The following is a 25,711-nucleotide window of genomic DNA, read 5'->3' as shown; positions in this document are numbered from 1 at the left end:
CACGTCCCCACGAGGTCGCTCGCGCTTTGGGCCGAGGCTGAGGAAGACAAGAACGTGGCGGCCGGAACTACCAACCCTGCCACGACAGCGAGTCTGAAAAGGGTTTCGCGAACCATACTTCCTCCATTCGGTTGAGTCACGCAGTGGTTCAGCGCTATGTGAAATTGGGGCGCACGCTGCAGACGCCCTTGATGAGCCCTAACTCAATCTACAGAGTAGCCAAAATTTTTCGATAAACCGGGCATCTAATCCTCCCCAAAGCCGCTTGCAGCCTTGCTTGGCCTGATTGTCCAGCGTGCTAATCGTATATCGATGTTCTGGCATTCCCTACACATTTATCTTGGTCCATTCTGGGGTTACGGACAGAACCGGAAGGCGGATTGGACTAGATTGCTTTGGCGTAAGACCGAATCCGCCCTGCATTGTTCTCAGCAGAAAAGTGCGAAGGACTGCAACGGGGCAACACCGCCAGTTCGCAATCTATGAGAGCTGCCTTGTCCGGCGTGGTGCCTCGCCCTTGGTCGCCCCAAGAGAGCGCTCTGCAGGACGGCCGGTCCTGGCAGTGCAGCGGACGCTCAGACCGCAAGATGTTCAGTGACCGGTAGTGGCGGCAGCGGCCATCGCTGCGCCAAGACTGGATGGCGGCAGCCAGCCTGAGGCGGTCAGCCATCGGGCAAATCTTAAAGGCGCGCAGTGCCGTAAACCGTCAATCAACAAAGTGCCTCTTCGGTACATACGCGTCAGAGTAGAAGCCACAGCTCCGCGGACAGACCAAGCGCTTTATTGCAACTAGGACGGGGCTGGGAATACGGGGCAACTTCACTGAAGGAAGGTCGTCAAATCCCGGTCACCGCCACAACCTTGCTGATCAGGTGCTCTTCAAGCGCCTCATGACCGCCTTCGCTGCCCAGGCCCGAGTCCTTGACGCCGCCGAACGGTAGATCCCCAGTGGGTGCAGCGGGCTGATTGACCCACAGCATGCCAGTTTCGACGCGTTCAGCCAGCGTCTGCACGTTTTTGAAGGAGCGGGTGAAAGCATAAGCCGACAAGCCATAGTTCAAGCGATTGGCTTCGACAATGGCTTCGTCAAGCTGACGGAACGTGCGCAGGCCGGCAATCGGACCAAATGGCTCCTCGTTGAACAGCATCGAATCCATGGACGGGTTGACCACCAGCGTAGGCGCAAAGAAATTGCCGACATCACCGATTCGATGCCCCCCCGTTACGACCTCCCCTCCCTTGGCCTCAATGTCGGCCATGATGGTTTCCATGGCTTGCAGGCGGCGCTCGTTGACCAGCGGTCCGACCTTCGTATCAACGTTCAGCCCGTCGCCCACCTTCAAACCTTCCGAGAAGGCGACATAGGCCGTTTGGAAGTCCTTGGCCAGGGACTCATGCACCAGAAAGCGCGTCGGTGCGATACAGACTTGGCCCGCATTGCGGTACTTGGCGGCAGCAATGGCTTTCACCGCGACCTCCACATCGGCGTCCTCGGCGACGATTACCGGCGCGTGGCCACCGAGTTCCATCACCACTTTCTTCATGTGCGCACCGGCCTTGGCCGAGAGGTGCTTGCCCACGGCCGTGGAGCCGGTAAACGTCACGAAGCGGATCACCGGGTGGGCGATCACGTAGTCTGAAATCTCGGCGGGATCGCCATACACCAGTCCTACCACGCCCGGCGGCAGGCCTGCGTCGACAAAGCACTGCAGGAAGGCGGCCGGAGATGCCGGCGTTTCTTCAGGCGCCTTGCACAGGAACGAGCAGCCGGTGGCGAGCGCCGGCCCGATCTTGCGCGCAATCTGATTGATGGGAAAGTTCCACGGCGTGAACGCAGCGACGGGTCCGATCGGCTGCTTGAGAACCATCTGATGGCTGGCCGTATTCGAGCCGGGAACGATGCGGCCATGGACGCGTCGGCCCTCGTCCGCGAACCACTCGGTCATGGCTGCACAGCTCATGATTTCACCCCGTGCTTCGGCGAGCGGCTTGCCCTGCTCCAGCGTCATGAGTCTGGCAATCTCGTCCGCGCGCGCGCGCAGCAGACCGGCAGCCTCGCGCATGACTCTCTGGCGCTCCACGACCGACGTGGCACGCCAGATCTCAAAACCTTTTTGCGTCGCCGCCAGGGCCTTGTCCAAGTCTGTCACGCTGGCGTGCGCCACACGGCCGATTTCCTGGCCAGTCGCCGGATTGGTCACTGCAAGAGTGCGGCCATCGGCAGCGTCCTGCCACTCGTTGTTAATTAGGAGGCGCGTATTGACGTAATGAAAACTCATGAAAATAATCTTCAAAAAAATAGATGAGTGAACTTCGACTCGAAAATCTATTCCGTTCCCTGAGGCGCTTCGTGCTTAGCCTCCACACCAGGTAGACATAGAAATTCTATGGATTGCCCCAAGAGCGGGCATGATTTAAATATCAAGGCATTACCAATCAGCCAAGTCCAAGCTCGGAAATTAATTTTTCCACCAACACCCGCGCAGTGCTCGGCAGCTTATCGAAATCACGTGCTGACCACGTTGATTTCATCCATGAAATTACACCGTTGAGCTCAGTAGTTTCAGTTTGGTTAGCCGCTTTTAGCGAAAGCTTTAGCGATACGCGGGCCCAACATCACGATAAACAGTGCTGCCACGATGAAAACGCTACCAGCCCACTGCCAAGCCAGTACAGTCTCATTCAGAAAAAGCATGCCTGCAGCCAAACCAATCACGGGTACACCCAAACTGAAGGGTGCGACCTTGTTGGCGCTGTGGCGTTTCAGCAGCCATGTCCACAATGCATAGGCCGCGATGGTAGCAAACCAGCCCAGATAGGCAATTCCCAACCAAGCGCCACCGCTAGCGGACAACCACTGCCAGCGCACCGACTCCGGCTCAAAAAACCATGCCAGCAAGCCGAAAGGAACAATTGGAATCAACGACATCCATACTACAAATTGCAAAGCATCATAATGTGAACTTACCGCCTGGGCTTTGCGTGCAATGATGTTCGAAGCTGACCACATTACCGCCGCGACAAGATTGAGCAGCAACCCTAACAAAGTAATACCACCGGCGATCCCTTGTCCGGAGAAATTCATTACAAAGCAAAGAAGTCCCATGGCAGCAACGGCCAAGCCAATGCGCATAGGCTTACTTACCGACTCGTTTAGCAAGAAAAATCCCATAATCGTGGTGAAAAACACCTGGGTCTGCATCAGCACCGATGCGAGTGCCGCAGTCATACCCACTTGCAGAGCAACGAACAAAAAAGCAAATTGCCCTAATTGCGCAAGACCTGCAGGGACCAGCCAGCGCCATGACAAGTTCGGCTTGGGAATGAACAGCAGCAGCGGCAAAACCGCAAAAATGTAACGAAAAAAGCCCAGCTGAAATGGCGTAAATTCATTCAGCGAGTGCTTCATTGCTACAAAGTTCAATCCCCATATCACCACTACCGCCAGGGCCGCAAGAAAATCTCTCGATCCGAAATCAGCTGATCTATTCAAATGCATGGATATTTTTAGAGATTGTTTTAAAAATCTCTTTGTTAAACGCTAATCGCTGAAATAATTCATACCGCAATGCTTGCGCCATTCACTGCCAATGATTGCTCAGAGACGAGAAAAGCTACGGCGTCAGCAATCCGCTCTGGCGAAGTCCACGCAGAAAATTCCGCACCTTGCATAGATTCACGATTGGCTGGTGTATCAATAATATTCGGAAGAATACAATTGACACGGACACCTTGAGATTTAAACTCCGCCGCAAAAGATTCAGTGAGCCTAATGACGGCACTTTTCGATGCGCAATAAGCAGCCATATTTTCCTTTCCGGAAAGCGCTGATTGGGCACCCACATTCACGATGCTTCCGCCTCCGTTTTTAAGCAGGTGGGGTGCGACACAATGAACCATCTTAAAAACAGCACCTGCATTCACCTCCATCAAAAGTTCCCACTGCTGCAGTGCATCACTGGACAGCGATGAGCCCATACGGAATCCGCCCGCAATATTGCACAGTACATCAATTCTTCCGAATTGGCGCAAGGTTTGATCGCAAGCATTGCGGCAGCTAGAAATATCGGTAACGTCTGCGTGGATATTTAACAAGCGGGGATTGAAGTCCTCAAGATTAGGGTTGCGTTGATCTTGCATGAAATCCAATGCTGCCACATTGAAGCCCATGGCAATCAACTTCTGCACCACCACAGCGCCCAATGCTCCGCTTGCACCTGTCACGATAGCGACTTTTGAACCATTGCTCATCATTTTCTTCCCCATTATTTGAATTAAAAACCATCGTCAGGTGCAAGCGATTTAAAAACTATCCACGTAAAATAATTAAAAATGGCACTGTGGACCTCGTATCAATCCGCCGGGCAGTTCGCCAGTCGCTTGACCATGCTTCATGATGATTTTGCCGGATTTCAAAGTGGCAACATAACCTTCTGCCGTCTGATTCAAACGCCTTCCGCCTGCTGGCAAATCAAAGGCGACATATGGCGGAGGCAATCTCAATTTATCAAAATCAATAATATTCACATCTGCCAGGTAGCCGGGCTTCAGTTGACCCCGGTCTTTAAGTCCATAGATATTTGCGGTATCCATTGTTTGCTTCCTGACGATATGCTCCAATGGTAATTTAGGCCCACGCGAACGGTCACGTGCCCAGTGCGTCAGCAAGAATGTCGGCACGCTCACATCACAGATATAACCGCAATGCGCTCCGCCATCCGCCAGGCTCATCATGGTTTGCGGGTGCAGCAGCTGTGTATGCAGTTGGCTGAGATCGTTATAAGCATAGTTGAAGCTTGGGAAATATATAATTCCCTTTCCATCCTGCTCCATGAGCATGTCATATGCAATTTCCAGTGGACTGCGCCCGTCGCGCTTGGATATCGATTCGATGCTCAGCTCTTGCGGCGGTTCGTAGTCCGGGTTCGCGCCAAGCGAGTACATTTTCTGAAAACTCTGGGTCAAGTAGGCCAGGCGCGAATCAAATTCCGCCGAGGCCATCAGCGCCTTCATGTCGGTCAACTCCCTGCGAACCTGTGGATCACGCAGACGCTGTAGTTTTTCATCCCAAGGCAGGTGGACCATCTTTTTCCACGCGTCGTGGGCCATAAATGGATGAATGGATCCTTGCCAAGCCATAAGGATGCCTGCGGGACGCGCTCCAACCGCACCATAGATTGGGACGCCTTCCTGATGTGCCTTATCCAGCTCAAGAAGCAAGTTTTTCCAGTTTTCCCTCGTCTGATCGGTCTGAACCAGAGCAAAAGCCACAGGCAATTTGTTATCTATCGCGATCTGCTTCAGCCACGGAAACTCCGTCTCCATCTGGTAATGATTGGATGTCATTTGAAAGACACCATGCCCCGCTTCCTTGATGGCCCTGGCTATCCCAAGAATTTCATCAGGTGTCGCGAAGGTACCCGGAGGGAACTTTCGTGTTTCGTATTTATGGATAAAAGTGCGAGATGTTGAAAATCCCAAGGCACCTGCTGCAAGGCCCTCTTTGACCACCTGGATCATCGACTTGATATCTTCAGGCGTTGCTTCATCGTGGGTGATGCCGCGCTCGCCCATGACATAGGTACGCACAGCAGAATGCGGAATCTGAGCACCAATATCCAGGGCGCGGGGCATGCGAGCGAGCGCATCCAGATACTCTGGAAAAGTTTCCCAATCCCAGCGGATGCCTTCCGACAAAACAGTCCCGGGAATATCCTCGACCCCTTCCATCACACCTATAAGCCACTCACGTTTATCCGGTTTGACGGGTGCAAACCCCACCCCACAATTACCCATAACGACACTTGTCACGCCATGATCCGTAGAGGGGCTCAAGTAAGGATCCCAGGTGGCCTGCCCATCAAAATGGGTATGTACATCCACCCATCCCGGGGTGACAAGTGCCCCGTTTGCATCGATTTCCAACTTTCCAGCACCTAACTTACCGCCAACAGCCGAAATCTTTCCGTCGACAATGCCTACATCACCTTCAAATGCTGGCTGCCCTGTACCATCCACCACAAGACCACCACGAATGACCGTATCAAACATATTTCTCACCCTGCATAAACTGGCGTTACCACTTAATTAAAAATATTTCTCAGAATGCGTCAGCCACTATTCCAGGCGAATACCACTTGCCTTGATAACCTCGCCCCATTTCGCACTGTCGCCGGAGACGATTTTGGAAAATTCTTCCGCAGCAGCTCCCGAAGGTTCATTTCCTTGGTTTTCAATCAGCGCAAGCATTTCTTTAGAGCGTGAAACCTTGCTGATGAGAGAGCTGATTCTCTGCGTGAGCGATGGCGACATTTTTCCTGGCCCAAAGACACCTTGCCAGCCCATGATGTTGATGCCGTCCACTCCCTGCTCCTGGATGGTTGGGAGATTGGGCAGCACAGGCACTCGCTCGGCGGTGGCGGCTCCAATGCCCTTAGCTCTGCCAGCCTTGATGAGCGCTACTGCGCTTGCGGTTCCATCAAAGTAAATTTGGACATCTCCAGCAACAAGTCCGCGCGTAGCATCCGCAGTACCTTTATATGGGACATGAAGCATCTTGGTACCGGTACGCATTTGCAGTATTTCTGCATTCAAATGCGAAGTTGAACCCGGAGAGTAAGTAGCATAATCAATTTTTCCAGGATTGTTTTTCGCATATGCTACGAGTTCCTTCAAATTATTGAATGGCGCATTGGGATTCGCAATCAAGACCGTCGCGGATCTCATAACCTGTGTCAACGGGGTGAAATCGTTTTTCGCATCATATGGAAGCTTAGCGTAGAGATGCGGATTTTGGGTATGGGTTACGACAATGGTGTAGAGGAGTGTATGTCCGTCGGCAGGTGATTTGGCGACGTCTTGTGCCCCGATAATGGTTGATGCACCAGGTTTATTATCGACAACAACTGGATGCCCTTTGAGTTCGTCGCTGATCAGTTTGGCCAAAAGCCGTGCATTCACGTCGGATCCAGAGCCTGCAGGGAACGGGACGACAATGCGTACTGCCTTCCCAGGCTGCGGCCAGACTTCATTGGCCCATATCGACTGGCTGCCGAAAACCAGGGCTACTGTTCCAAGCAACATGTACGATCTTCTTGCAATTTTTTGAGCCATTTTTTCTCCAGAAGTAGGTATCTAGCGCATTGATAAAAGTCAATGCAAGCGCTTGCACGATATGGTATTTGGATTGTGCAGGATATGATTAGGTGTTTACCACTAGTTTTTTGAGTGTGTCATCATCCGCTATGAAGAAATCTTTCCAGGCATCGGCTACCCACCCGCCCTCACTCGCGGATGTGGCGGCCATGGCGCAGGTGTCGACTGGCACGGTGTCGCGCGCACTCAGTCGGCCAGAAATGATCAGCGAGGAGACACGGAACCGGGTGATGCAGGCGGTCAACACCTTGGGCTATGTTGCCAATGGAGCAGCCCGTACTCTGGCTATGCGAAGAAGCAAGACGATTGGCGCTGTGGTGCTGAAGTTCGGTAGTTCCAACTTCTCACAGTTGGTGGAAGGCCTCGAAAGCATGCTCACAAACAAGGGTTACACACTTTTGTTATCGGCCTCGGAGGCAGATGGGATCACGGAATTTTCCGCGCTCAGGGCCATGCTGGCCCGCGGGGTCGATGCCATTGCACTGCTGGGGTTTGAAGACAGTCCGGAAACAAAAGACATCCTCTCACGCTACCGGGTCCCGCATGCGCACATGTGGAGCGACCCTAGACATGGTGGAAATTTCATAGGGTTAGACGAAGCAAAAAACGGCAGGATCGCGATTGAACACTTGTCAGAACTTGGCCACCGCAAGATCGGGGTGATCTGGGGCTACATCGGCGGTCCCACGAGATTTCGCTCACGCATGCGATTCGAGGGCCTTGAGGATGCCGCTAACGACTTGGGCATTGAAATACTTCCTAAGGCGTGTATCTACACCGAACACGGCTTTGAACAAGGTCGTAAGGCCATCAACGAAATACTCGATCGGCAGACCGAAGTCACGGCCATTGTTTGTGCCAGCGACTATCTCGCACTGGGTGCAATGAACGGACTTCACCTTCGAAACAAATGTCCCGGAAAAGATCTTTCCATCATCAGCTTCAATGACAATGATTTTTCTGCATATGTACACCCGCCCCTGACAACCATCCATCTTCCGATCCGCGAGATGGGGTTCAAGACGGGCCACTACCTGTTGAAATGCCTGGGTGAAGAAATGACAGCAGACACTTATTCCCTTGATGTTGAGTTGCGGGTGCGAGCAACCTGCCGGCCTCTGATTGATCCAGAGTGAACTAAGAACATCCTGCAGTCTTCTGCGCAGACTTCGATGAAGTCGTAGCTGTGGCTTTCATTTCTCGAAGCGGGCTGCAACGCCGATTCGCGCCAGAGCGGTTCTTGCACACGGCCAATTTCGATCAACGCGATGCCCATTTGGCGCCTGGCAGCTGCACTCATCCCTGCGCAGCGATCAATTGCTTGCGCACCATGAACACCCATTGCTAGCCTGGTGTCTGGTCACGAAGACGGAGCAGTTGTTCGAAGTGCCATCCATCGAGTGACCGGTGTCGGCCGCAGCCGTCGTTCAAAGCCTCAACAACGAGTGACTCAGATCAGCCTAAAACCGACACTCCCCTCCCTGCCTCACCGGAAGACTCCTGGTCGGAACCAGCCCCAGATCTGGATTTGCTCGAAAATTTCCAGCCAGAAGGGTCCCACGATGAACTCACCGCAGCTTACGACCTCGTCCATCCCTTACTCGAGGGTGAATCCAACCTTTACTGTTACCTGCCAGTGGGCGACCTTGCCCTCGTGGATATGGCCGCGCGTTTCCAGCACCTCGAACCACTGCATATTGCGGACGGTCTCGCTGGCTTTGGCAATGGCCGTGTTGACGGCATCTTCTATGCCGGAAGGTGAGGAGCCCGTGAGCTCCAGGATCTTGTATACGTGCTTGGACATGGCACCTCCTGACAGTCGGCAAATTGGGCAGCCCGACCTTGGAACGAGGACGAGCGGCAAACACAGTATGGCCGCATTCGACTCACTGCAGTTAGTGGGAAGCTATGCCAGAAATGGCTGCTGCATCATCAAAAGCGGCCGTCGCCACCTGGTCCACCTGCGGTAGCGCGGCTCGGTCGTATCTGCACGCAGGTACTTTGTGATGGTGTTGAGATGGGTGTGTGCGGCAGGGCATCACGCGGATGGACAGTTGGTCGCGCAAGGCCCAGCATCTGCCGACACTCAGTGTTGCCACGTCTATCACTCCTTGTTTCCTGCTGCTTAAAAAAGCAGCAGGCTAGAGTTGATGCGTGGTCAGATTTATGTCCGCATTCCCAAAATTATCAACGTCTGGTGGCTCAACACAGAACTCAGTACCTGGTCTATTCCGAAACAGAACCCTCTCGGGTAACCGCGCTGATCGCCCGCTGGCGACCGTTCAATATATGTGCCTTAAATGCAGCAGCGGTCGCGACCTCATCATGAGCGTTGGCACTTTCAACGATAGCTCGGTGCTCATTGTTGGATACCTCCATCCCGGACGACTGGACCAAGCTCCTCTGCCGATACAAGTGCAGTTCTTTGTCAGTGGCAAGGAACATGTCTGCAAGACGCGGGTTACGCGTAAATTCAACGAGTCGGCGGTGAAACTCGAGGTTTTGCCGGTAGTACGACGTGGTGTCGCCTACGCTAGCGCTGACCTCCATCTGGGCAATTCGTTTTTGCAACTCTTCTGTGTCTGCAGCAGTTGCGTTTCTCGCTAGTAGCTGACCTGACAACTCGGCGAGCGCCCCGCGAATTTCATAAATATCAAGTGCTTGCTTGAGATCCACTTGCCGCACAAAGATGCCGCGGTTATTGATGATTTCTACCATGCCGGCCTGCTCAAGCTTGCGGCATGCCTCGCGGACAGGGCTACGGCTAACCCCAATCTCCTTGGCCAATGCAAACTCGTTGAGGCGCTGACCTGGGGCAAGATCCCCTTCAAGGATCATGCGCTCGATCTTTTCCTGGATGGCCGTAGCCAAGGACGTCGAGCGTACCAAATCCAGAGCCGAATTCTCATCGGATGGAGACTGAATCGGGAGCGTAAAGGTTGGCTTTGTACCAGTAGTCATCTTCGGGGGAGTTTGCCTGCTTTAGCTGTCTCTGCAACCACCTTTAAACGGACGTTGCACTGAAACCGTAGAGCCGGGCTGCATTCTCTGCCAGTACCGCGCGGGCAAGGGACTCGGAATCTAACACCTGCAACAGCGATTCTAGTGTGGCGTGTTCATCCGGCCTGTCGGAAAGATTGAGGTGGGGCCAGTTCAGGCCCCAAATTACCCTTGAGCTGCCTGCATCGAGGAAGGCGCGAAGCCGCGGGGCAAGCTCTCCGAAGTCGGCAGCACCGTGTCGGGTCCCATAGTATGGGGCGGCGAACTTGATCCAACCGCCTTCGCGCACGAAACGAACCAGTGACTGGAATTCGAGACTGTCCAGCCCAATGTCGGGTCCCAATCGGCCGATATGATCCACCACGACCGGACAGGGCAGAGCAAGCAGCGCATCGACGCAGCCAGGCCAGGCGAAACTTTCTGCTTGGACAAGCAGGTGCCAACCATGAGGCGCGATCTTTGCAGCCGTGCTTTGTAGTGCCGCTACATCTACTGGAACACCCGCAGCGTACAGCGTACGTATGCCGCGTACACCAGCGCTGTGAAGTCGCTCCAGGTCGTTGTCATTCCAGCTGGCCTCTTCCCAGACCACGGCGCGCGCTCGTTCCAGCCCGATGCTTTGCACGACGTCCAGGGTGCATCGCTGATCATGACGCAGGGCTTTGGCGTGTACTACTACATGGCGCCCCACCCCGAGCGTGCCAATCACCCTGAGGTACTCTGCAAGAGAGGGATGACCAGGGCTGTTTACGCCATCCGGATAGATGTGCGAGTGCGTGTCGCATGGCGGATGTGGCCAAGCGGAAAGGTCAAAACGAAAGTTTGTTGTGCTCATCGACTTTATTGCCTAGGTGTGCGCTATTGCTGACCAAACCATGTGCCGCGCGTTTTCCTCCCTGGAGCGGATAGTCCGGTGTCTCGGGTATGCCGCCGTCCGGTGCCTCGGCCATATCAACCGGTTCGAAGCCAATGTGAGATGCGTCGCTGTTGTCCCACCAAACGTCGCCATTTTTTGACACGCCATAGATGACGCTGCAGCCCACAGCCGAGGCCGTAAGCGATGCCAACAGCAGCCGTTCGAAGTCTGGCTCGCTGAGCCACGTCACATATTCCCGACGTTCCATCGGCTTGGGCCGGGCTGAACCGATGCGCAAACAGACCGTTTCGACCGCAAACTTGTCCCAGTAGTAACGTGCCAGGTTTTCACCAAAGCATTTACTCAAACCATACAAACTGTCGGGCCTCAGCGGATCCTCTACCCCGATCCGTTGGGTCACTGGATACATCCCAACAGCATGGTGGGAGCTTGCATAAATCACCCGTTTCGTCCCGAGCCGCCTTGCGGCATCAAAGACGTTGTAAGTGCCGCCGATATTCACGTTTAGCGTCTGCTGCCAATTGTCAACGTTCAGACTCGCTCCCAGGTGAATGACCGCATCCACTTCCTTCATGGCGCGCTCGATACCGACAGCGTCAGTCAGATCGCACGGCCAAAATTCTTCTCCCTCATCCGGTGTATCAATGGGAGCAATATCAGTGAGCCGCAGGTGTGGCACGCGTCCCTTGAGACACTTTCGAACCAGCTTACCGATTGCTCCAGCCGCACCGGTCACCAAAATTCTGTTGTACCCGAGCGTCGCACGGGGTGTGTGGTATGCGCGCTCCATCATTCGGCTCGGATGTTGCCCGCTTTTATCACCTCTCCCCAGCGCTTGACTTCCGAGCGCAGGTAGACGCTAAAGTCCTGCGGCGTATCCAGCACGAAGTCGTTGCCCGAGGCCTGCACACGCTCGCGCGTGGCTGCATCCTTGAACACTTCTGCCACGTCGTTGTAGATTTTCTGGGTTAGGTCGGGCGACATTTTTGCGGGGCCATAAAGCGCATTCCACGTTGTGGTGACGATATTGCCCTCACCCGATTCCACTATGGTTCCTACGTCGGGAGCAAGGCGCGAACGCGCCGCACCGGTCGTAACCAATGCCTTGAGTTTTCCACTGCGAACATGTGGCATCCCTGACGGAATGTTGGCGAACAGCACGTCGACCTGGTTGCCCATGACATCGGTAAGCGCAGGGGTTTCCCCGCGGTAGGGAACGTGGACGGCCTTGAGGTTCAGACGCGCGTTCAACAACTCAGACGTCATGTGAGGCGATGACCCTATACCACCCGACGCGTAGCTGACTTTCCCTGGATTGGCGCGCACGTAAGCCACGAATTCCGCAAAGTTGTTCGCCGGGAACGACGGATGAGCCACCAACACCAGCGGCGAAGCCGCGACGTTGGTAATTGGCGTCAAATCCTTCAGAGGGTCGTATGGTGGCTTGGCGTACATGTGCGGCGCAACCGCTATCGATGTCTGCGGTGACAACAAAAGCGTGAGTCCATCAGGGGCCGCCTTAGCTACTGCGTCCGCAGCCAGCATGCCGCTTGCACCGGTACGGTTGTCTACCACAACAGATTGTCCCCAGCGTCGGGTCAGTCCTTCGGCAAGTACACGCGCGACGAAATCGGTTCCCCCTCCGGCAGCAAAACCCACGATCAGACGGACCGGTTTGCTCGGCGCTGCCTGAGCACTTACCTTTGTTGCACCCATCGCCAACAGCGAAAAAGTCAGAGCACGGCGAACCTTATTCATGTATGTCTCCAGGTTTTATGTATTGCTGATTGTCGACAATGCGCATAAACTGTCAAGCTGTTTCCACAAGGAGTTTTTATGAAGCCCACCGTCGCACTGTTCATTGGCGATCCGTCTGGCATCGGCCCAGAAATCGTCGCCAAAGTGCTGGCAGATCCACAGGTGCACAACGCCTGCAAGCTGCTGATTATCGGAAGCCGTTCTGTCCTAGAAGAAGGCATGCGCGTCGCAGGCGTCCATACCGAAGTTAAGGATGCTGACCTCGTCCCCGTCGCATCGGACCGGCCCCAACTGCTCCAGTGGGAGCATGCCAATGACAGCGGCTTCGAGTTGAGCGTCGCCAACGCGAAGAGCGGCCGGTTCATGCTCGACGGCTTGGCTAAAGCACTTCACCTGTGTCAGGACGGGATCGCGGATTCGATCTGCATCGCACCGCTCAACAAGGCCGCGATGCGCGCCGGAGGTTCCACGCACCCGGACGAAATGCACTATTTTTGTGAAGTGCTCAACTACAAGGGTCCGTGCGTAGAGTTCAACGTCAACGACAAGCTGTGGACATCGCGTGTCACCTCCCACGTTCCCCACAAGATGGTCAGCAGCTTGCTGACGCCTGAACGTATCGCCCACAACATTGGTCTCCTGAACCAAGGGCTTCAGGCAGCCGGGTTCGTTAACCCGCGCATCGCAGTTTGCGGACTCAATCCACACAACGGCGACGGCGGGGCATTCGGTCGCGATGAAATCGAGGTCATCGAGCCCGGCGTCCAGCTCGCAGCTTCCCGTGGCTTCAAGGCCGATGGTCCGTTCCCGGCCGACACGACTTTCGTGCGCGCGGTGAAGAAGGAAAACGGCGGTGGTTACGACGGCGTGCTGACCATGTACCACGACCAGGGCCAAATCGCCATGAAGCTGCTGAGCTTCGGCCATGGCATCACCGTGCACTACGGCCTGCCCATGCCGATCACGACCCCTGCGCATGGCACCGCCTACGACATAGTTGGCCAGGGTATCGCTGGAGACGGTGCCATGAAGAATGCGCTGCTCACTTCTGCGCGCATGGGTGCATCGACCCGTGACAAGCGTCTTCAAGCAGCGTGAATTCGCTCGCTGTTGTTGAAAGACTCGATTCGCACAGCGGGCGCTTGAACGCGCCTACGGTGGGTAAAGGCTGACAAAAGACAGGGCTCGGCCGCGGGATCAACTGCATACAGCGAACGCGCGGTCGAACCTACTGTCAGTTGATGGGCGATCCGTCGAGCACCGAAGGAAGCATCACGCCTCGGGTCGACACGGTGGCTGGTCCAAAAAATTGGGCACGCGCCCTCCCCCGCAGCGGTCGAGAAATCACTGAACTTGAGAAGTACGACAGGACGTTAAATGCCATTGCTCGGATGTATTGCTGACGATTTCACGGGCGCAACCGACCTCGCGAACAACTTGGTCCGTGGTGGGATGCGCGTGATGCTGACCATGGGTGTTCCCCCGATGCGGCTAACCGTCGACGTGGATGCAGTCGTGGTCAGTCTCAAGTCTCGTACCGTACCGGTAACAGACGCTGTACGAGATACCCTTAACGCGGCCGACTGGCTGCGGTCTCAGGGCGCGCGACAGGTTTATTTTAAGTATTGCTCAACTTTCGATAGCACGCCGGACGGAAACATTGGCCAAGTGACCGAGGCGCTGATGGATGCGCTCGGAACCGACTTCACCATAGCCACTCCCGCTTTCCCAGACAATCAGCGCACCGTTTTCAAAGGCCACCTTTTCGTAGGCGATGTGTTGTTGCACGAAAGCAGCATGCGCGACCATCCTTTGACGCCGATGACGGACCCTAATTTGGTACGGGTGTTGCAGGCGCAGTGCAGCAGGAAGGTCGGCCTCATCGATTACCGTGTCGTTGCCGAGGGCGAGGGCGCAATCCGAGCGCGAATCGCACAACTTCGCGCTGAAGGCGTTGGCATTGCCATCGTCGATGCAATTTCAAATGCCGACCTTGCGCGCATGGCTCCTGCATTTCACGATATCCCATTGGTTACAGCAGGTTCAGGCCTGGCAAGTGGGCTAACAGCGAATTTCGGTATCTCACCCTCCGAAAAAGCGTCCAGCTTGCCAGCAGCAGGTGGCTTCCAAGCGGTAGTTTCTGGAAGCTGTTCGCTTGCCACCCAGCGGCAGACCCTCGCGTTCGCCAAGACTGGACGGCCAGCCGTCGGTGTCGATCCGCTGCGGCTAGCGGCGGGTGAAGATGTCGTCGGTGATGTGCTTGCCTGGGCAGAGCCGCTGCTGAAGGACGGACCCGTCCTGGTGTACTCGACCGCCGAAGCCGGCGCGGTAAAGGCTGTTCAGGCGAAGCTAGGTGTGGAACAGGGGGGCGCGCTTATCGAGCATGCGATGGCGGCCATCGCGCGCGGCTTGGTCGAACGCGGTGTCCGGCAACTCGTCGTGGCCGGAGGCGAGACCTCGGGCGCCTGCGTCCAAGAGCTAGGAGTCATGCAGATGCAGATCGGCACGCAAATCGATCCCGGCGTGCCATGGTGCCATGCCTACTGTGACGGCGCTCCAGACGGCATGCACATCGCCTTGAAATCCGGCAACTTCGGCGGTGAAGAATTCTTCACCAAGGCCTTCGCGCTAGTGGACGCATGACGCGATTTGCCGGCATGACTTCCCTCACCGAATCCCGCGCCCGAGAAGAAATCTGCCGGGTCGGCCGCAGCCTCTTCGAGCGTGGATATGTCCACGCGACAGCCGGAAATATCAGCGTGAAGCTCGATGATGGTTTCCTGATTACCCCTACGGATGCTTGCTTGGGTTTTCTCGATCCAGCCGAACTGGCGTTTGTCGACCTGCAGGGCCGGCAGACAAGCGGAGAACGAGCCAGCAAGACATTGGCATTGCATTCGCGCATTTATCAGGCCGCAGCGCCTTTCGATCCCATGACCCGATGTGTGTTGCACACCCACAGCACGCATTGCGTGGCGTTGAGTCTGCAGGAGGCGGTTGCATCGCATGAAGAGCTGCTGCCGGCGATCACACCTTACTTCGTCATGAAGGTCGGACACGTTCCGCTCATCCCTTATCACCGGCCTGGCGCAGTTGCGGCCGCCGATGCGGTGGCGGAAGCCATAGGACGATATGGAACCTCCGGCCGGCCGATTCGGGCGGTGATGCTTGAGCGTCTCGGTCCCAACGTTTGGCAGGACTCCCCAGCGTCAGCCATGGCGGTACTGGAAGAGCTGGAGGAGACCGCGAAGCTCTGGCTGGGCGCCACCTCACCCAAGCCTTGCGCACTGACCGAGCCTCAGATCGAAGAATTGAGGCGGACTTTCCACGCCCGATGGTAGGTGGCTCGCGCAGTGGCCGCCTCCTTTCATTCCTTGCGAAATTCAAGCCATGCCTCAATTTGCCGCCAACCTGTCCATGCTTTATCCGGAGTTGAACTTCCTGGACCGCTTCGAAGCAGCGGCAAAAGACGGTTTTCGGGGGGTTGAATATCTGTTTCCCTATGCCCACCCGGCCACGGAGATTGCTGCTCGATTGCAGGACTTAGGGATGGAGCAGGTCCTGTTCAACGCAAAGCCAGGCGACTGGGAGGCTGGAGAGCGGGGGCTGGCATGCTTGCCCGGCCGGGAGGCCGAGTTCCGGGAAGGCATCGAGACGGCTCTACGTTACGCCGAATCCCTGGCCTGCAAACGCATCCACGTGATGGCCGGCCTACTGCCTACCGGAAAAGATCGATCAACGGTTGAGTCCACATACGTGGCGAACCTCCGCTGGGCGGCAGGCGAGGCAGCGCGAGCAGGAGTGGATCTGCTGCTCGAGCCGATCAACCTCCGCGACATGCCGGCTTATTTTTTAAATCGGCAGGACCATGCCCATCAGCTGATCGAAAAAATCGGCGCCAGCAACGTGAAGGTTCAGTTCGACCTCTACCATTGCCAAGTGGTTGAGGGCGACGTGGCCATGAAGATTCGCGAATACCTTCCCACAGGACGGGTTGGGCATTTTCAGATCGCTGGCGTGCCACAACGCCATGAGCCCGATGTTGGTGAGATGAACTATGCATACCTTTTCGAGGTGATCGACGAAATCTCCACAGAATTCGGCTGGCAAGGTTGGATTGGCTGCGAATACCGTCCGGCACGCGGTAGCGTCCCCGGTGGTACTTCGGCGGGTTTGGGTTGGCTAAAAAGAGCAACCTGAGCGGCTCATTACTCCCTATTTTTCTTGCCCGCCAGTGCGTACCGAGAAAAACTTGCTTCATTTTTAGCCCACACACGAGAAAGCCGCAGTCACATCTCCTGCGCAAACGACTCCCGCAAGAAATCCGCCAGTGCCCGCGTCTTGGCAGACAGGTCACTCTTGGTCGGGTACACCAGTGTCACATCGGCAGCCGGCAATGCCCAGCCGCACAGCACGCGCCGCAACCGCCCCGAAGCCAAGTGGGATGCCACATCCCATTCGGAGCGCATGAGCACACCGTGGCCTTGCAGGGCCCAGTGGGTGGCGGCGCTGCCATCGTTGGTCCCCCACACGAGCGCGGCTGAATGGCTGATAACCAGCCCCCATCGGACATACGACCCATGGATGGGTTAATGACCGGAAACGGTGGTAGTTGTCATTGAAGCGCCGAAACTGAGCGGCAGCTGCCAGCCTGAACCGGACCACCGTTCCGGTAATTTCACCCGCCGTTTTGCGCCGACTGTAGCCTCAGCCTGCCTGGGACTACCGCCGCTTCCCGGCTATTTTGGCAACGCGCCTTTCGGCCATCCCCAGCGCAGCACGGGCGAGTGCATCAGCTTCTGTGTTGCGATGGCGCGGTATCCACACCAGGGTGGCCTGGTCGAACGAATGGAGCAGTGCTCGCGCTTGATCAATCAACGGGGCCAGCCGGGCAATCGGCTTTGCTGTGCCGCTGCCGACCTGTTCAACCACGACACTGCTGTCGCAGTGGATGAGCAGTGCGTCCGCCCCACGCAATTTCAGTTCGTGAAGCGCCGCCAGCAGCGCTCTGAGCTCCGCCTCATTGTTACAGCCCTTCTCCTGCGCGGCTTGCGACAGGGTGTGGCGCGTTTCATTGGGCTCGGTGAACACAGCGCCAAGGCCGATGCGACCAGGATTCGGCACGGCGCTGCCGTCACAGTAAACAAGCCAGGGTGCATGTGCGATGTCGGCCGACAGCGCCGGAGCCTCGGTCCCGGGTGCTGAAACGGCCATGCCCGCTCGAGTGTCCATTACGCCCTCACGCTCGCCCCGCCAGCAGCGCACGAAAGGCCATCGCATTGCCCTGCGCCTTGTCTTCCATGCAGTTGTTGAACACCGCGTGCGCGTGCTTGACCGACCGCGCCATCGGCCCAAAGCGCTGGGCCAGGGCCTGCAACTCGCCCGCCGTGTACGCATAGTCGAACCGCTCGGCCGCCGTCCTGGCGGGCGTCGCGTAGGCCTGCGCATTGCGCCCGTGCAGGCGCAGCAGCGTGTGCTCGGGGTGCGTGGCCCGCCAGATGCACGGCACGCTGTGCGCTGAGCCCTGCGGTCCATCGACAATGATGTGCACTACGGCAAGCGCGCGCTGCATCGCGAGGGTCTCTGCGGTGGCCTCCGCGCTCTCCCAGCAGCTCAGGTGGCGGAACTCGATGCTCAGCGTGTGGCCCGGCAGGCGTTCTGCGCACTGCTCGAGGTGCGCGAGGGCCGCTGGGTGTCTCGACACCTTGGGCGAGAACTGGAAGTGCACGAGGCCGAGCTTTCCGTCGGCCTGCAGCGGCGCCAGACACGCCGCGAACCTCTGCCACAGCTCTGCCCTGATTTCTTCGTCCAGGTCCTTGTAGACCAGCCTGCGGCCCGCGCCCAGCGCCTGCCGGATGTCCCTGGGCAGCACGTCCGTGCTGGTCCACTGCCCGGTGAAGAGGCTGAACGCTTTCACATTGAACACAAACCCTGGCGGCGTGCGTTCGGCCCAGTGCTGGGTCGTGGCGACGGCGGGAATCGCGTAGTAGCTGGTGTCGACCTCGACCAGGTTGAACTGCGAGGCATAGAAGCGCAGCCGCGCCTCGGGCGACCTGGCGCTTGCGGGATAGAACCTGCCGCACTCGAGCAGCGTCTTGTCCGTCCAGGATGCCGTTCCGACCAGCAACGCCATGGCTGCTTCCTTGCCTGCATTGTCGCTGCGCGCGCCCTCAAAAGACTGTATATTCATACAGCCTTCATTGCAGGAGAAGCACCATGCAAACCATCGAATGCACCTACACGGTCACGCTGCGTGACTATCCGGAACCGCTCCCCGCCACGCAGCGCACCGCCGCCGAGGCGCGCTACGCCCAGGAACTCGAGAGGCAACTGGGAGGCCCCGAGCAGGTGGCCGCGGCCCTGGACACGATGGCAAGCCTCGAGGCATCCGCGCCCCGGCAGCTCTTGCCGGGTGACCTCACGCTGCTCAAGGCCTGGGGCAAGGCCAGCGTCGCAGCCCGGCAGGCCGGGTTTCGGGGCCTCGCCGAGCCGCGCAGCGCGTACTTTGACGTGGGGCTGCCATGAGGGTCGAGATTTGCTGCCGCTGGCGCGTCCAATCCCCGGCGGGCCGGTAGCGCGAGACACTACAGCGCGTCCGAAGAGGCGATCCGCAAGGAGCACCCCGAGGCGACGCCCGTGCAGGGCACGCGCACCGAGCAGCTCATCCTGGACCAGCCGGCGCAGCTGGTGTGCGCGGGTTTTCACAGCCCGCAGGCCACGCCCTCGGTGCTGATCTGGCCATGCACTATTCCCGGACGCGAGGGGCGCATGCCGCTGGGCGGTCAGGTGAGCGACTACACCGTCACGCAGGAGGGTGACGACTGGGTCGTGATGCTCCACGGCACAACGTTGATGTACCGCGGCGCCGGGCCGGTCCGCGTCGAGGCCGCGCCATGACCGCGCGCTGGAACTACCCGACTTTGCTGCGCACGCCCGCGCGCAAGGGTGAGGGCGGGTTTCCGAAACAGACCTTGCTGCCGCTCGAGCCGCAGGCCTATGCGATCACGCAGCAAGGCGAGACCTGGCGCGTCGCCGTGAAGCACACGGGCGAAGTGATCTATGCGGGGCCGGGGCCGGTGCAGTTGGTGGCGTCGCCTGCACCATTCTGAACGTCAAAGATAAGGGTCCAGTTCTCGGGTCGCAGAACCTTGGATGCTGCGGCCGTTGACGCATTGATGCCCATGCGTGCCACGCGTTGCAGGCCTGAGCTTCAGTTCAGTGCTGCGGCGAGACCTTTGACCTGCAGCGGCTCTTCCAGCGGCTTGACGGTGAGCAGGATCTTCTCTTGTAGCCAGGGCAACCTATTCTCTTCCATGCGCGAGTTGACGGCCACCACGCACAGCGACACGTCATGGCCCTGGCGCATGAAATTTACGCCGATGCTGCGTGTGCCAGAGGTAATCCGGTCGCCGACCAACGCGTACCCGAGCTTGCGGCAGGCGCGTATTTCCTCCCAGAAGCTCTCCTCACCGATGGCTGCGAGGGCTGGCTCATGCAGGTTGCGCTGCACAAACCCACGGATCTCATCGTCGTCGAGCTTGGCCAGGATGGACAGGCCGCCACTGCCGATCCCGAGCAGGCGCCTTTGTCCGATTTCGGTGGTCAAGGCTTTGACGGGGTAGTCGCCGCTTTGCCGTTCCAGGCATTCGGCGTAGTCGCCATCGCGGCTCATCAGCAACACCGTGTCGCCGGTCACCTCTGCCAATGCGCGTATCACCTCGGCGAAGACGATCTTGATCTTTTTGTTCTTGTTTTCCAGGTGGCTGGCCACCAGTGGGTAATAGGCTGCAGTCCCTTCGCTTTTGTAAATCAGGGACTCTCGCTCCAAGGCTTCCAAAATTCTGTGGGCCGTGGATTTGTCAAGCTCCGATAGTTTCACCAATTCACTGAAACGCACGCCTGAATCGGCGCGCGCCATTATTATCTTCAGTAATTTTAGTGCACGGGTGACGCTTTGAGCTGCAGCCATATTATTTACTTCCAAAGAAAATTATTCCTTTTACATTCAGTTATTCCGCTCTAATACCGTTGGCATCAACGACATTTTTCCAATACTTGAAGTCTTTATTGATTTGCTCTTTCCAGGTATTGGCTGGCGCAAAGTTGACAAGCAAGCCTGCGTCGCTGATTTTGGCCTGCACCTCTTTGTCGGAAAGTATTTTTTTCAGCGAATCCTGAATCTTCTTCTTGATTTTCTCATCGGTTCCAGCCTTCACCACAATGCCGCCCCAAGGCACAGCCGTGAGGCCTTCAAAGCCTTGTTCCATCAAAGTAGGCGTGCTTTCCAGCTTGGGAAGCCGCTCGGATGAAGCCACGGCAATCGCCCTGATCTTACCCGTTTCGATATGTTGCAGCAGCGTCGTGTAGTCACCAAACATCATGGGGAGGTGGCCGCTCAGCGTATCGTTTAAGGCGGGCGCCGCACCTTTGTATGAAATGTGTTGCAGATCAATTTTGGCCATGTAAGCCATCTGCTGACCTGCAAGATGCCCAATACTGCCGCTGCCAGCGCTGGTAAATGACACTCCGTGCTTGTTATTTTTGGCGAACTCGATCAAATCCTTGGTGTTCTTGACATCTTTCATGCCGGGGTAATTCGGGTTGACCACCAGAACATTGTGGTGCGAGTACACACGCGCCACCGGATCAATCTGCTCGTTGAGGGACAGGTGTTCTTTGTCAAAAATGCGCTTAAATACTGTGGGGACAACCAGCATCATCAGGTTATAGCCATCTGCAGACTGGTTCACAAAGTATTTCTCAGCAACCGTTCCCGAGGCGCCAGGCCGATTATCCACCACGACTGGCTGTCCCAGATCCTTGCTCATTTCACGCGCCAAAATTCTTGCGGCTGTATCGGTGGGGCCTCCAGCCGAGAAGCCGATTACCAAGTTGATACTCTTAGCAGGCCATTGTTTAGAATCGGTGGCGTGAACCATCATCGATACAGCCAAGGTCAAACTTGCGCAGATTGTGGGTTTGATAAATTTCATGGTTTTGTCCTAAATAATTTGATTGGCTCTAAGTTCTTGCATTTGTGACGCGTCTATGTTCAGGAATCGTTTTAAAATTTCTTCTGTATGCTCTCCTAGCATGGGCGGGGCTCTATCAGGTTCTGCCTGCGATTGCGTGAAATTGATTGGGTTTTTAACCAGCTTGATAGCGCCGTAAGCCGGGTGCTGGACTTCTTGCACAATCTGACGCTGCTGGATATGCGGATCCAGAAAAACTTCCGGTAAACTATTGATGCGACCTGCCGGCACGTTGAAGCGGTGCAATGCCTCGATAAGATCTTGAGATTTCCAGGACTGCAGTTCTAAGCTCAGGATGGTGGACAGTTCGACCCTGTTCTTCACGCGCAGCGTATTGGTTGTGAATTTCTCGTTACTGATCAGGTCTTCGCGGTGAATGGCTTTGCAGAAACTGATGTATTGGCCTTGGTTGCCGGCAGTCATCATGACGGCGCCATCGGTGCAATCGAACACTTGTGCGGGCACGCCACCATTTCCCTGGGAGCCCATTCTCTTGGGCGCCGTTCCGGTGACGAGATACTGGGTTGCGAAATGGCCAAGCCCGCAAACCATCGATTCGAGCAACGAGATGTCGATGTATTCGCCGCTGCCCTGATTCTGATCTCGGCGGTATAACGCAGCCGTGATCGCGTTGGAGGCATACAACCCCGTGATGATGTCTGCAATGCTTGGGCCCACTTTCATGGGTCCGCCGCCAGCTTGTCCGTCGGGGTGTCCGGTCACGCTCATGATGCCGCTCTCAGCTTGAAACACTGAGTCGTATCCCGGCCTTTTTCTGTACGGTCCTGTCTGGCCATATCCGGTGATGGAGCAGTAGATCAGGCGTGGAAAGGAGGTGCGCAGACTCGCATAGTCAAGGCCATACCTTTGAAGATCGTCAACCTTGTAGTTCTCAATCAGAACATCGGCTTGCGCAATGATCTTGAGAAGCAGCTCCTTGCCTGCCGGCACTGAAAAATCGAGCGTGATAGATTTTTTGTTGCGGTTCGCACTCAAGTACATCGGAGATTGCGAGGTGTCTTGGCCGTTCTCGTCCTTGAGGAACGGCGGACCAAACATGCGCGAGTCGTCACCGTTGACCGGGCGTTCGATCTTGATCACCTCCGCCCCCATGTCCCCCAGCATCTGACCGGCTAGCGGACCGGCCAGCACTCGGGTCATATCCACCACCACGAGGCCGTTTAAGCACTTATTCATTGATCATCCAGTGAGATAAAAGTTAGATTACTCTCGACAGATGAGATTAAACGCATTGGTTGGTATCAAGATCGGTGGAAACCCTTGGATTCAAACGAACCCGCGGAGCACGTGCTTGAGTCGACGGCAGGCTTAGAGATGCATCTGATGACGCCGACGGCAGGCGCCCGCGCCTGCATTACAGTTCTGAGGCCCCTAGCCAAGCAACGGGTCGCGTGGAACTTGGAGTGCCGCGCTGATGTGCCTTGTGGATGTAGCAATCAGGTTCCCTCGCTCGGGTTCCCCGTGCTCCTTCTACCAAGCCCGGTTGTGGATGACCTACACCCAGGCGTCGCGCAAAGGTTGGATCTGCTGACACATGCTTGTCCCACCTTGCCAGCGCGGCCAGTGCTCGGTCTGCCAACGCCGAATCGGCCAGGCCGCGGCGAAGATTGCCTGGAAAGCGAGGGTGTCCGAATTTTTGTGTAAAGGATTCGGACCTGAGTTAGCCGTACCTGCTGCGCGAGCTCGCCATCGACCGCGCCAATCACGTATGGGCCATGGACATCATCTATGTTCCGATGGCCAATGGCTGGGTGTGTCTGGAGGCCACCATGCAATCGATTGTGAATCTACCCATCTTTGGGCTGGACTTGGCGAAGTCTGTGTTCCAGCTGCATATCGTCGATGTGCAGTCTGGCGAGAGTCAGCGGCTCCAGATCAAGCGAGCCAAGCTCACGGAATTCTTTGCCAAGTGCCAACCCAGCCTCGTGGCGATGGATGCATGCGGGTCAGCGCATTACTGGGCCACAACGATCCGCTCATTGGGGCACGAGGTCAATTTGTTGCCGGCCCAGCATGTCAAAGCCTTCTTGCTACACGACAAGACCTATGCGATGAATGCCAGGCGATCTGGGTCGCGGCGCAGCAACCGCATGTCTTGCCGGTACCTGTCAAATCAGAGCGTTAGCAGGCGTGCTTGGCACTGCACAGCATGCGCCGTCAGATCATGAAAATGCGCATCGCCAGGCCCCGTGATTGCCCGGTCCGGAAAATTTGACTGGATTGAGCGCCTGCTGCAGCGGCGACATTACAACGTCGTGGTGGTGGCGCTGGCCAACAAGATGGCGCGCACCGCCTGGGCCGTTCTAGCTAGAGGCATGGCCTTCGACAAGACCCGATGGAATCCGCTTGAGACCGTGACTGCCTGATCCGTCAGTGCGGCGCACCACCAGACTACAACACTGATTTGAAGGAGAGCCGGCACAAAGCGTATTGATGGAATGACGGTCAAACCGGGTTGGGAAATTCCGATGAATCGCCAGTACCTTGAGTACATCCCGGAGATATGAGCCCCAGCCGCGAATAGCCATCATGGGCAGCTCTCGATCGCACAGCGGTCGTTTGACCTGCTGAGATAGGTATGTCCGGTCTTGCTCGCCGAAGCCCCTCATGCCGCCGACTGCGAATGACTCCGTTCAGCGGCGGATTCAACCGGTCGACGCAACAAGTTCGCTGAACATCTCAGCGGGCGTCTGGAAGCCAAGCGTCTTGCGCGGCCTCTCGTTCAATTGTCTCGCGATCGCGTTGAGCTGAAGCTGCGAGTCCCCCGAGATGTCAATGCCCTTCGGCATGTACTGCCTGAGCAGCCCATTCGTGTTCTCGTTGCTTCCACGCTGCCAAGGGCTTTGCGGATCACAGAAGTAGACCTGGATATCAGTGGCCATCGTGAATCGCTTGTGGCCATGCATTTCCGTACCTCGATCCCAAGTCAGTGATTTGTAGAGCTCCTGTGGCAACTTGCGAGCATTCTTGATGAGCGCGTCGACGACCGTCTGCGAGTCCTTGCCCTCCAGCTTCACCAACATCACATATCGCGATTGGCGCTCGACCAGCGTCGCGATCTGGCTGTTGGCGCTGCCGAAGACCAAGTCTCCTTCCCAGTGCCCAGGCACTGCACGATCCTCGATAGAGGCTGGGCGCTCGCTAATCGAGACGGCATCAACGATCTGCCCATGGATTGCCGTCTTCTGCGTGTAGTGGCGAGAGCGCCGCATGCCACGCGTACGTCTCAGGTGCGCCAGCAGCTCTTTCTTTAAGGCGCCGCGCGCTTGAATGAACAGGCTGCGGTAAATGGTCTCGTGTGACACGTGCTGGCTCTCGTCGCATGGATAAGTATGCTTGAGCCAGCCGGCGATCTGCTCGGGTGACCACAGCAGTCGCAGCTTGCCGGCCACGATGCGCGCAAGGGCCCGATCCTGAGTCAGTTTGGAATGCTTCGGGCGATGTGCGCGATCCCATGCAGCGCTGTCGGCATAGCTGGCCCGATAACCGATGCGCCCGCCGTTGCGTTCGATCTCACGACTGACCGTGGATGGCGCTCGGCCAATCTGGGCGGCGATAGAGCGGATCGACTGGCCAAGCGCCAATCCGAGTGAAATCTCTTCCCGCTCAGCCAGCGTAAGTGCGAGCCGTGAACGGCGGCGATCTGGTGGGCGAATCCCACCGGTCTGCGCAATGACCCTGTGGATCGACGAGTGAGATCGGTCGAAGATCTTACCGATCTCATGCAACGTCCAGCCCTCCTTCCAGCGCGCCCACATCAGCGCCTTCTGGCTGTCCGAGTAGTAGATCCGCGGTCGCTGTTTCATGTCCAACACTCCTTCGGCCTGAGCGGCTCTTAGTGTGTTGCGTCGACCGGTTGAACCCGCCG

26 protein-coding genes and 1 pseudogene are annotated in these 25,711 nt (G+C 56.8%); 10 read left to right on the top strand and 17 right to left on the bottom strand.

Going from position 1 to position 25,711, the window contains the following annotated elements; translation table 11 throughout:
- Positions 1-836: 836 nt before the first annotated feature.
- The 5 genes from B2J86_RS05845 to B2J86_RS05825 form a co-directional block, all read right to left on the bottom strand.
- Positions 837-2,279, bottom strand: a complete 1,443-nt coding sequence (locus B2J86_RS05845; RefSeq protein WP_173024946.1) for an NAD-dependent succinate-semialdehyde dehydrogenase — start codon at positions 2,277-2,279, stop codon at positions 837-839.
- Between the two features lie 293 nt (positions 2,280-2,572).
- Positions 2,573-3,499: an EamA family transporter gene (locus B2J86_RS05840; protein WP_173024945.1), complete on the bottom strand. Its 927-nt coding sequence runs from the start codon at positions 3,497-3,499 to the stop codon at positions 2,573-2,575.
- A gap of 59 nt (positions 3,500-3,558) precedes the next feature.
- Complete coding sequence (locus B2J86_RS05835; protein ID WP_216842305.1) at positions 3,559-4,251, bottom strand: SDR family NAD(P)-dependent oxidoreductase; 693 nt, start codon at positions 4,249-4,251, stop codon at positions 3,559-3,561.
- Between the two features lie 75 nt (positions 4,252-4,326).
- Entirely contained in the window at positions 4,327-6,051 is a 1,725-nt protein-coding gene (locus B2J86_RS05830) for an amidohydrolase family protein (protein WP_173024943.1), read from the bottom strand.
- A 66-nt stretch (positions 6,052-6,117) separates the two neighbouring features.
- Positions 6,118-7,113, bottom strand: coding sequence for a tripartite tricarboxylate transporter substrate binding protein (locus B2J86_RS05825; protein ID WP_173024942.1), 996 nt, complete (start codon positions 7,111-7,113; stop codon positions 6,118-6,120).
- Between the two features lie 131 nt (positions 7,114-7,244).
- Here B2J86_RS05825 and B2J86_RS05820 point away from each other — a divergent pair, with 131 nt between their 5' ends.
- Entirely contained in the window at positions 7,245-8,291 is a 1,047-nt protein-coding gene (locus B2J86_RS05820) for a LacI family DNA-binding transcriptional regulator (RefSeq protein WP_173024941.1), read from the top strand.
- 461 nt (positions 8,292-8,752) lie between these two features.
- Here the strand turns inward: B2J86_RS05820 and B2J86_RS05815 are convergent, their stop codons facing one another.
- The 5 genes from B2J86_RS05815 to B2J86_RS05795 form a co-directional block, all read right to left on the bottom strand.
- The gene (locus B2J86_RS05815; RefSeq protein WP_173024940.1) at positions 8,753-8,959 is read right to left on the bottom strand and encodes a dodecin; all 207 of its coding nucleotides are present in this window, start codon (positions 8,957-8,959) and stop codon (positions 8,753-8,755) included.
- A 422-nt stretch (positions 8,960-9,381) separates the two neighbouring features.
- Positions 9,382-10,026: an FCD domain-containing protein gene (locus B2J86_RS05810; protein ID WP_173024939.1), complete on the bottom strand. Its 645-nt coding sequence runs from the start codon at positions 10,024-10,026 to the stop codon at positions 9,382-9,384.
- A 133-nt stretch (positions 10,027-10,159) separates the two neighbouring features.
- Complete coding sequence (locus tag B2J86_RS05805; RefSeq protein WP_169170614.1) at positions 10,160-10,990, bottom strand: amidohydrolase family protein; 831 nt, start codon at positions 10,988-10,990, stop codon at positions 10,160-10,162.
- Complete coding sequence (locus B2J86_RS05800; RefSeq protein ID WP_173024938.1) at positions 10,965-11,822, bottom strand: NAD(P)-dependent oxidoreductase; 858 nt, start codon at positions 11,820-11,822, stop codon at positions 10,965-10,967. The genes B2J86_RS05805 and B2J86_RS05800 overlap by 26 nt, the downstream gene beginning before the upstream one ends.
- On the bottom strand, positions 11,822-12,790 hold the full coding sequence (locus B2J86_RS05795; protein WP_169170612.1) for a tripartite tricarboxylate transporter substrate binding protein: 969 nt from the start codon (positions 12,788-12,790) through the stop codon (positions 11,822-11,824). The genes B2J86_RS05800 and B2J86_RS05795 overlap by 1 nt, the downstream gene beginning before the upstream one ends.
- Before the next feature lie 78 nt (positions 12,791-12,868).
- On the opposite strand from B2J86_RS05795, the gene B2J86_RS05790 reads away from it, so the two are divergent.
- From B2J86_RS05790 to otnI, 4 genes are all read left to right on the top strand, one after another.
- The gene (locus tag B2J86_RS05790) at positions 12,869-13,888 is read left to right on the top strand and encodes a 4-hydroxythreonine-4-phosphate dehydrogenase PdxA (protein ID WP_173024937.1); all 1,020 of its coding nucleotides are present in this window, start codon (positions 12,869-12,871) and stop codon (positions 13,886-13,888) included.
- Between the two features lie 279 nt (positions 13,889-14,167).
- Positions 14,168-15,433, top strand: coding sequence for a 3-oxo-tetronate kinase (gene otnK, locus B2J86_RS05785; protein ID WP_173024936.1), 1,266 nt, complete (start codon positions 14,168-14,170; stop codon positions 15,431-15,433).
- Complete coding sequence (locus B2J86_RS05780; protein ID WP_254067984.1) at positions 15,430-16,131, top strand: aldolase; 702 nt, start codon at positions 15,430-15,432, stop codon at positions 16,129-16,131. The genes otnK and B2J86_RS05780 overlap by 4 nt, the downstream gene beginning before the upstream one ends.
- 49 nt (positions 16,132-16,180) lie before the next feature.
- Positions 16,181-16,990, top strand: coding sequence for a 2-oxo-tetronate isomerase (gene otnI, locus B2J86_RS05775; RefSeq protein ID WP_173024935.1), 810 nt, complete (start codon positions 16,181-16,183; stop codon positions 16,988-16,990).
- 89 nt (positions 16,991-17,079) lie between these two features.
- On the opposite strand, the gene B2J86_RS05770 is transcribed toward otnI, so the two are convergent.
- From B2J86_RS05770 to B2J86_RS05760, 3 genes are all read right to left on the bottom strand, one after another.
- The gene (locus B2J86_RS05770) at positions 17,080-17,322 is read right to left on the bottom strand and encodes a LysR substrate-binding domain-containing protein (protein ID WP_206043050.1); all 243 of its coding nucleotides are present in this window, start codon (positions 17,320-17,322) and stop codon (positions 17,080-17,082) included.
- Between the two features lie 190 nt (positions 17,323-17,512).
- Positions 17,513-18,004: a ribonuclease HI family protein gene (locus tag B2J86_RS05765; protein ID WP_173024934.1), complete on the bottom strand. Its 492-nt coding sequence runs from the start codon at positions 18,002-18,004 to the stop codon at positions 17,513-17,515.
- 25 nt (positions 18,005-18,029) lie between these two features.
- On the bottom strand, positions 18,030-18,980 hold the full coding sequence (locus B2J86_RS05760) for a DUF72 domain-containing protein (RefSeq protein ID WP_254067983.1): 951 nt from the start codon (positions 18,978-18,980) through the stop codon (positions 18,030-18,032).
- A 26-nt stretch (positions 18,981-19,006) separates the two neighbouring features.
- Between B2J86_RS05760 and B2J86_RS05755 the strand changes: the two genes are divergently transcribed.
- From B2J86_RS05755 to B2J86_RS05745, 3 genes are all read left to right on the top strand, one after another.
- Positions 19,007-19,315: a hypothetical protein gene (locus B2J86_RS05755; protein WP_173024933.1), complete on the top strand. Its 309-nt coding sequence runs from the start codon at positions 19,007-19,009 to the stop codon at positions 19,313-19,315.
- Positions 19,316-19,426: 111 nt separating this feature from the next.
- On the top strand, positions 19,427-19,687 hold the full coding sequence (locus B2J86_RS05750) for a hypothetical protein (RefSeq protein ID WP_173024932.1): 261 nt from the start codon (positions 19,427-19,429) through the stop codon (positions 19,685-19,687).
- The gene (locus B2J86_RS05745) at positions 19,684-19,899 is read left to right on the top strand and encodes a hypothetical protein (RefSeq protein ID WP_169170624.1); all 216 of its coding nucleotides are present in this window, start codon (positions 19,684-19,686) and stop codon (positions 19,897-19,899) included. The genes B2J86_RS05750 and B2J86_RS05745 overlap by 4 nt, the downstream gene beginning before the upstream one ends.
- Positions 19,900-20,000: 101 nt before the next feature.
- Here the strand turns inward: B2J86_RS05745 and B2J86_RS05740 are convergent, their stop codons facing one another.
- The 3 genes from B2J86_RS05740 to B2J86_RS05730 are packed head-to-tail and all read right to left on the bottom strand — an operon-like array spanning position 20,001 to position 23,019.
- On the bottom strand, positions 20,001-20,759 hold the full coding sequence (locus tag B2J86_RS05740; RefSeq protein WP_173024931.1) for an IclR family transcriptional regulator: 759 nt from the start codon (positions 20,757-20,759) through the stop codon (positions 20,001-20,003).
- 40 nt (positions 20,760-20,799) lie between these two features.
- Entirely contained in the window at positions 20,800-21,783 is a 984-nt protein-coding gene (locus tag B2J86_RS05735; protein WP_169637912.1) for a tripartite tricarboxylate transporter substrate binding protein, read from the bottom strand.
- Between the two features lie 9 nt (positions 21,784-21,792).
- Positions 21,793-23,019 (bottom strand): CaiB/BaiF CoA-transferase family protein, encoded by a 1,227-nt coding sequence (locus B2J86_RS05730; RefSeq protein ID WP_173024930.1) that lies wholly within the window; start codon positions 23,017-23,019, stop codon positions 21,793-21,795.
- Between the two features lie 539 nt (positions 23,020-23,558).
- Here B2J86_RS05730 and B2J86_RS05725 point away from each other — a divergent pair.
- Both B2J86_RS05725 and B2J86_RS18085 read left to right on the top strand, forming a co-directional pair.
- Positions 23,559-24,011, top strand: coding sequence for a hypothetical protein (locus tag B2J86_RS05725; protein ID WP_254067982.1), 453 nt, complete (start codon positions 23,559-23,561; stop codon positions 24,009-24,011).
- Positions 24,012-24,056: 45 nt separating this feature from the next.
- Positions 24,057-24,209 (top strand): annotated as a pseudogene (locus B2J86_RS18085) (IS110 family transposase); the annotation flags it as partial.
- A 279-nt stretch (positions 24,210-24,488) separates the two neighbouring features.
- Here B2J86_RS18085 and B2J86_RS05720 read toward each other — a convergent pair.
- Positions 24,489-25,649, bottom strand: a complete 1,161-nt coding sequence (locus B2J86_RS05720) for an IS30 family transposase (RefSeq protein WP_173024929.1) — start codon at positions 25,647-25,649, stop codon at positions 24,489-24,491.
- Positions 25,650-25,711: the final 62 nt, after the last annotated feature.

The sequence above is a fragment of the Acidovorax sp. SRB_14 genome, assembly GCF_012932145.1.
GTDB lineage: Bacteria > Pseudomonadota > Gammaproteobacteria > Burkholderiales > Burkholderiaceae_C > Simplicispira.
This window is presented reverse-complemented; position numbering and strand designations above follow the sequence as displayed.

Bases quoted from the DNA above. Each gene is read 5' to 3' on its own strand.
- B2J86_RS05845 (WP_173024946.1), bottom strand. From the start codon at position 2,279: ATGAGTTTTCATTACGTCAATACGCGCCTCCTAATTAACAACGAGTGG.
- B2J86_RS05840 (WP_173024945.1), bottom strand. From the start codon at position 3,499: ATGCATTTGAATAGATCAGCTGATTTCGGATCGAGAGATTTTCTTGCG.
- B2J86_RS05835 (WP_216842305.1), bottom strand. From the start codon at position 4,251: ATGAGCAATGGTTCAAAAGTCGCTATCGTGACAGGTGCAAGCGGAGCA.
- B2J86_RS05830 (WP_173024943.1), bottom strand. From the start codon at position 6,051: ATGTTTGATACGGTCATTCGTGGTGGTCTTGTGGTGGATGGTACAGGG.
- B2J86_RS05825 (WP_173024942.1), bottom strand. From the start codon at position 7,113: ATGGCTCAAAAAATTGCAAGAAGATCGTACATGTTGCTTGGAACAGTA.
- B2J86_RS05820 (WP_173024941.1), top strand. From the start codon at position 7,245: ATGAAGAAATCTTTCCAGGCATCGGCTACCCACCCGCCCTCACTCGCG.
- B2J86_RS05815 (WP_173024940.1), bottom strand. From the start codon at position 8,959: ATGTCCAAGCACGTATACAAGATCCTGGAGCTCACGGGCTCCTCACCT.
- B2J86_RS05805 (WP_169170614.1), bottom strand. From the start codon at position 10,990: ATGAGCACAACAAACTTTCGTTTTGACCTTTCCGCTTGGCCACATCCG.
- B2J86_RS05800 (WP_173024938.1), bottom strand. From the start codon at position 11,822: ATGGAGCGCGCATACCACACACCCCGTGCGACGCTCGGGTACAACAGA.
- B2J86_RS05795 (WP_169170612.1), bottom strand. From the start codon at position 12,790: ATGAATAAGGTTCGCCGTGCTCTGACTTTTTCGCTGTTGGCGATGGGT.
- B2J86_RS05790 (WP_173024937.1), top strand. From the start codon at position 12,869: ATGAAGCCCACCGTCGCACTGTTCATTGGCGATCCGTCTGGCATCGGC.
- otnK (WP_173024936.1), top strand. From the start codon at position 14,168: ATGCCATTGCTCGGATGTATTGCTGACGATTTCACGGGCGCAACCGAC.
- B2J86_RS05780 (WP_254067984.1), top strand. From the start codon at position 15,430: ATGACGCGATTTGCCGGCATGACTTCCCTCACCGAATCCCGCGCCCGA.
- otnI (WP_173024935.1), top strand. From the start codon at position 16,181: ATGCCTCAATTTGCCGCCAACCTGTCCATGCTTTATCCGGAGTTGAAC.
- B2J86_RS05765 (WP_173024934.1), bottom strand. From the start codon at position 18,004: ATGGCCGTTTCAGCACCCGGGACCGAGGCTCCGGCGCTGTCGGCCGAC.
- B2J86_RS05760 (WP_254067983.1), bottom strand. From the start codon at position 18,980: ATGAATATACAGTCTTTTGAGGGCGCGCGCAGCGACAATGCAGGCAAG.
- B2J86_RS05755 (WP_173024933.1), top strand. From the start codon at position 19,007: ATGCAAACCATCGAATGCACCTACACGGTCACGCTGCGTGACTATCCG.
- B2J86_RS05745 (WP_169170624.1), top strand. From the start codon at position 19,684: ATGACCGCGCGCTGGAACTACCCGACTTTGCTGCGCACGCCCGCGCGC.
- B2J86_RS05740 (WP_173024931.1), bottom strand. From the start codon at position 20,759: ATGGCTGCAGCTCAAAGCGTCACCCGTGCACTAAAATTACTGAAGATA.
- B2J86_RS05735 (WP_169637912.1), bottom strand. From the start codon at position 21,783: ATGAAATTTATCAAACCCACAATCTGCGCAAGTTTGACCTTGGCTGTA.
- B2J86_RS05730 (WP_173024930.1), bottom strand. From the start codon at position 23,019: ATGAATAAGTGCTTAAACGGCCTCGTGGTGGTGGATATGACCCGAGTG.
- B2J86_RS05725 (WP_254067982.1), top strand. From the start codon at position 23,559: ATGGACATCATCTATGTTCCGATGGCCAATGGCTGGGTGTGTCTGGAG.
- B2J86_RS05720 (WP_173024929.1), bottom strand. From the start codon at position 25,649: ATGAAACAGCGACCGCGGATCTACTACTCGGACAGCCAGAAGGCGCTG.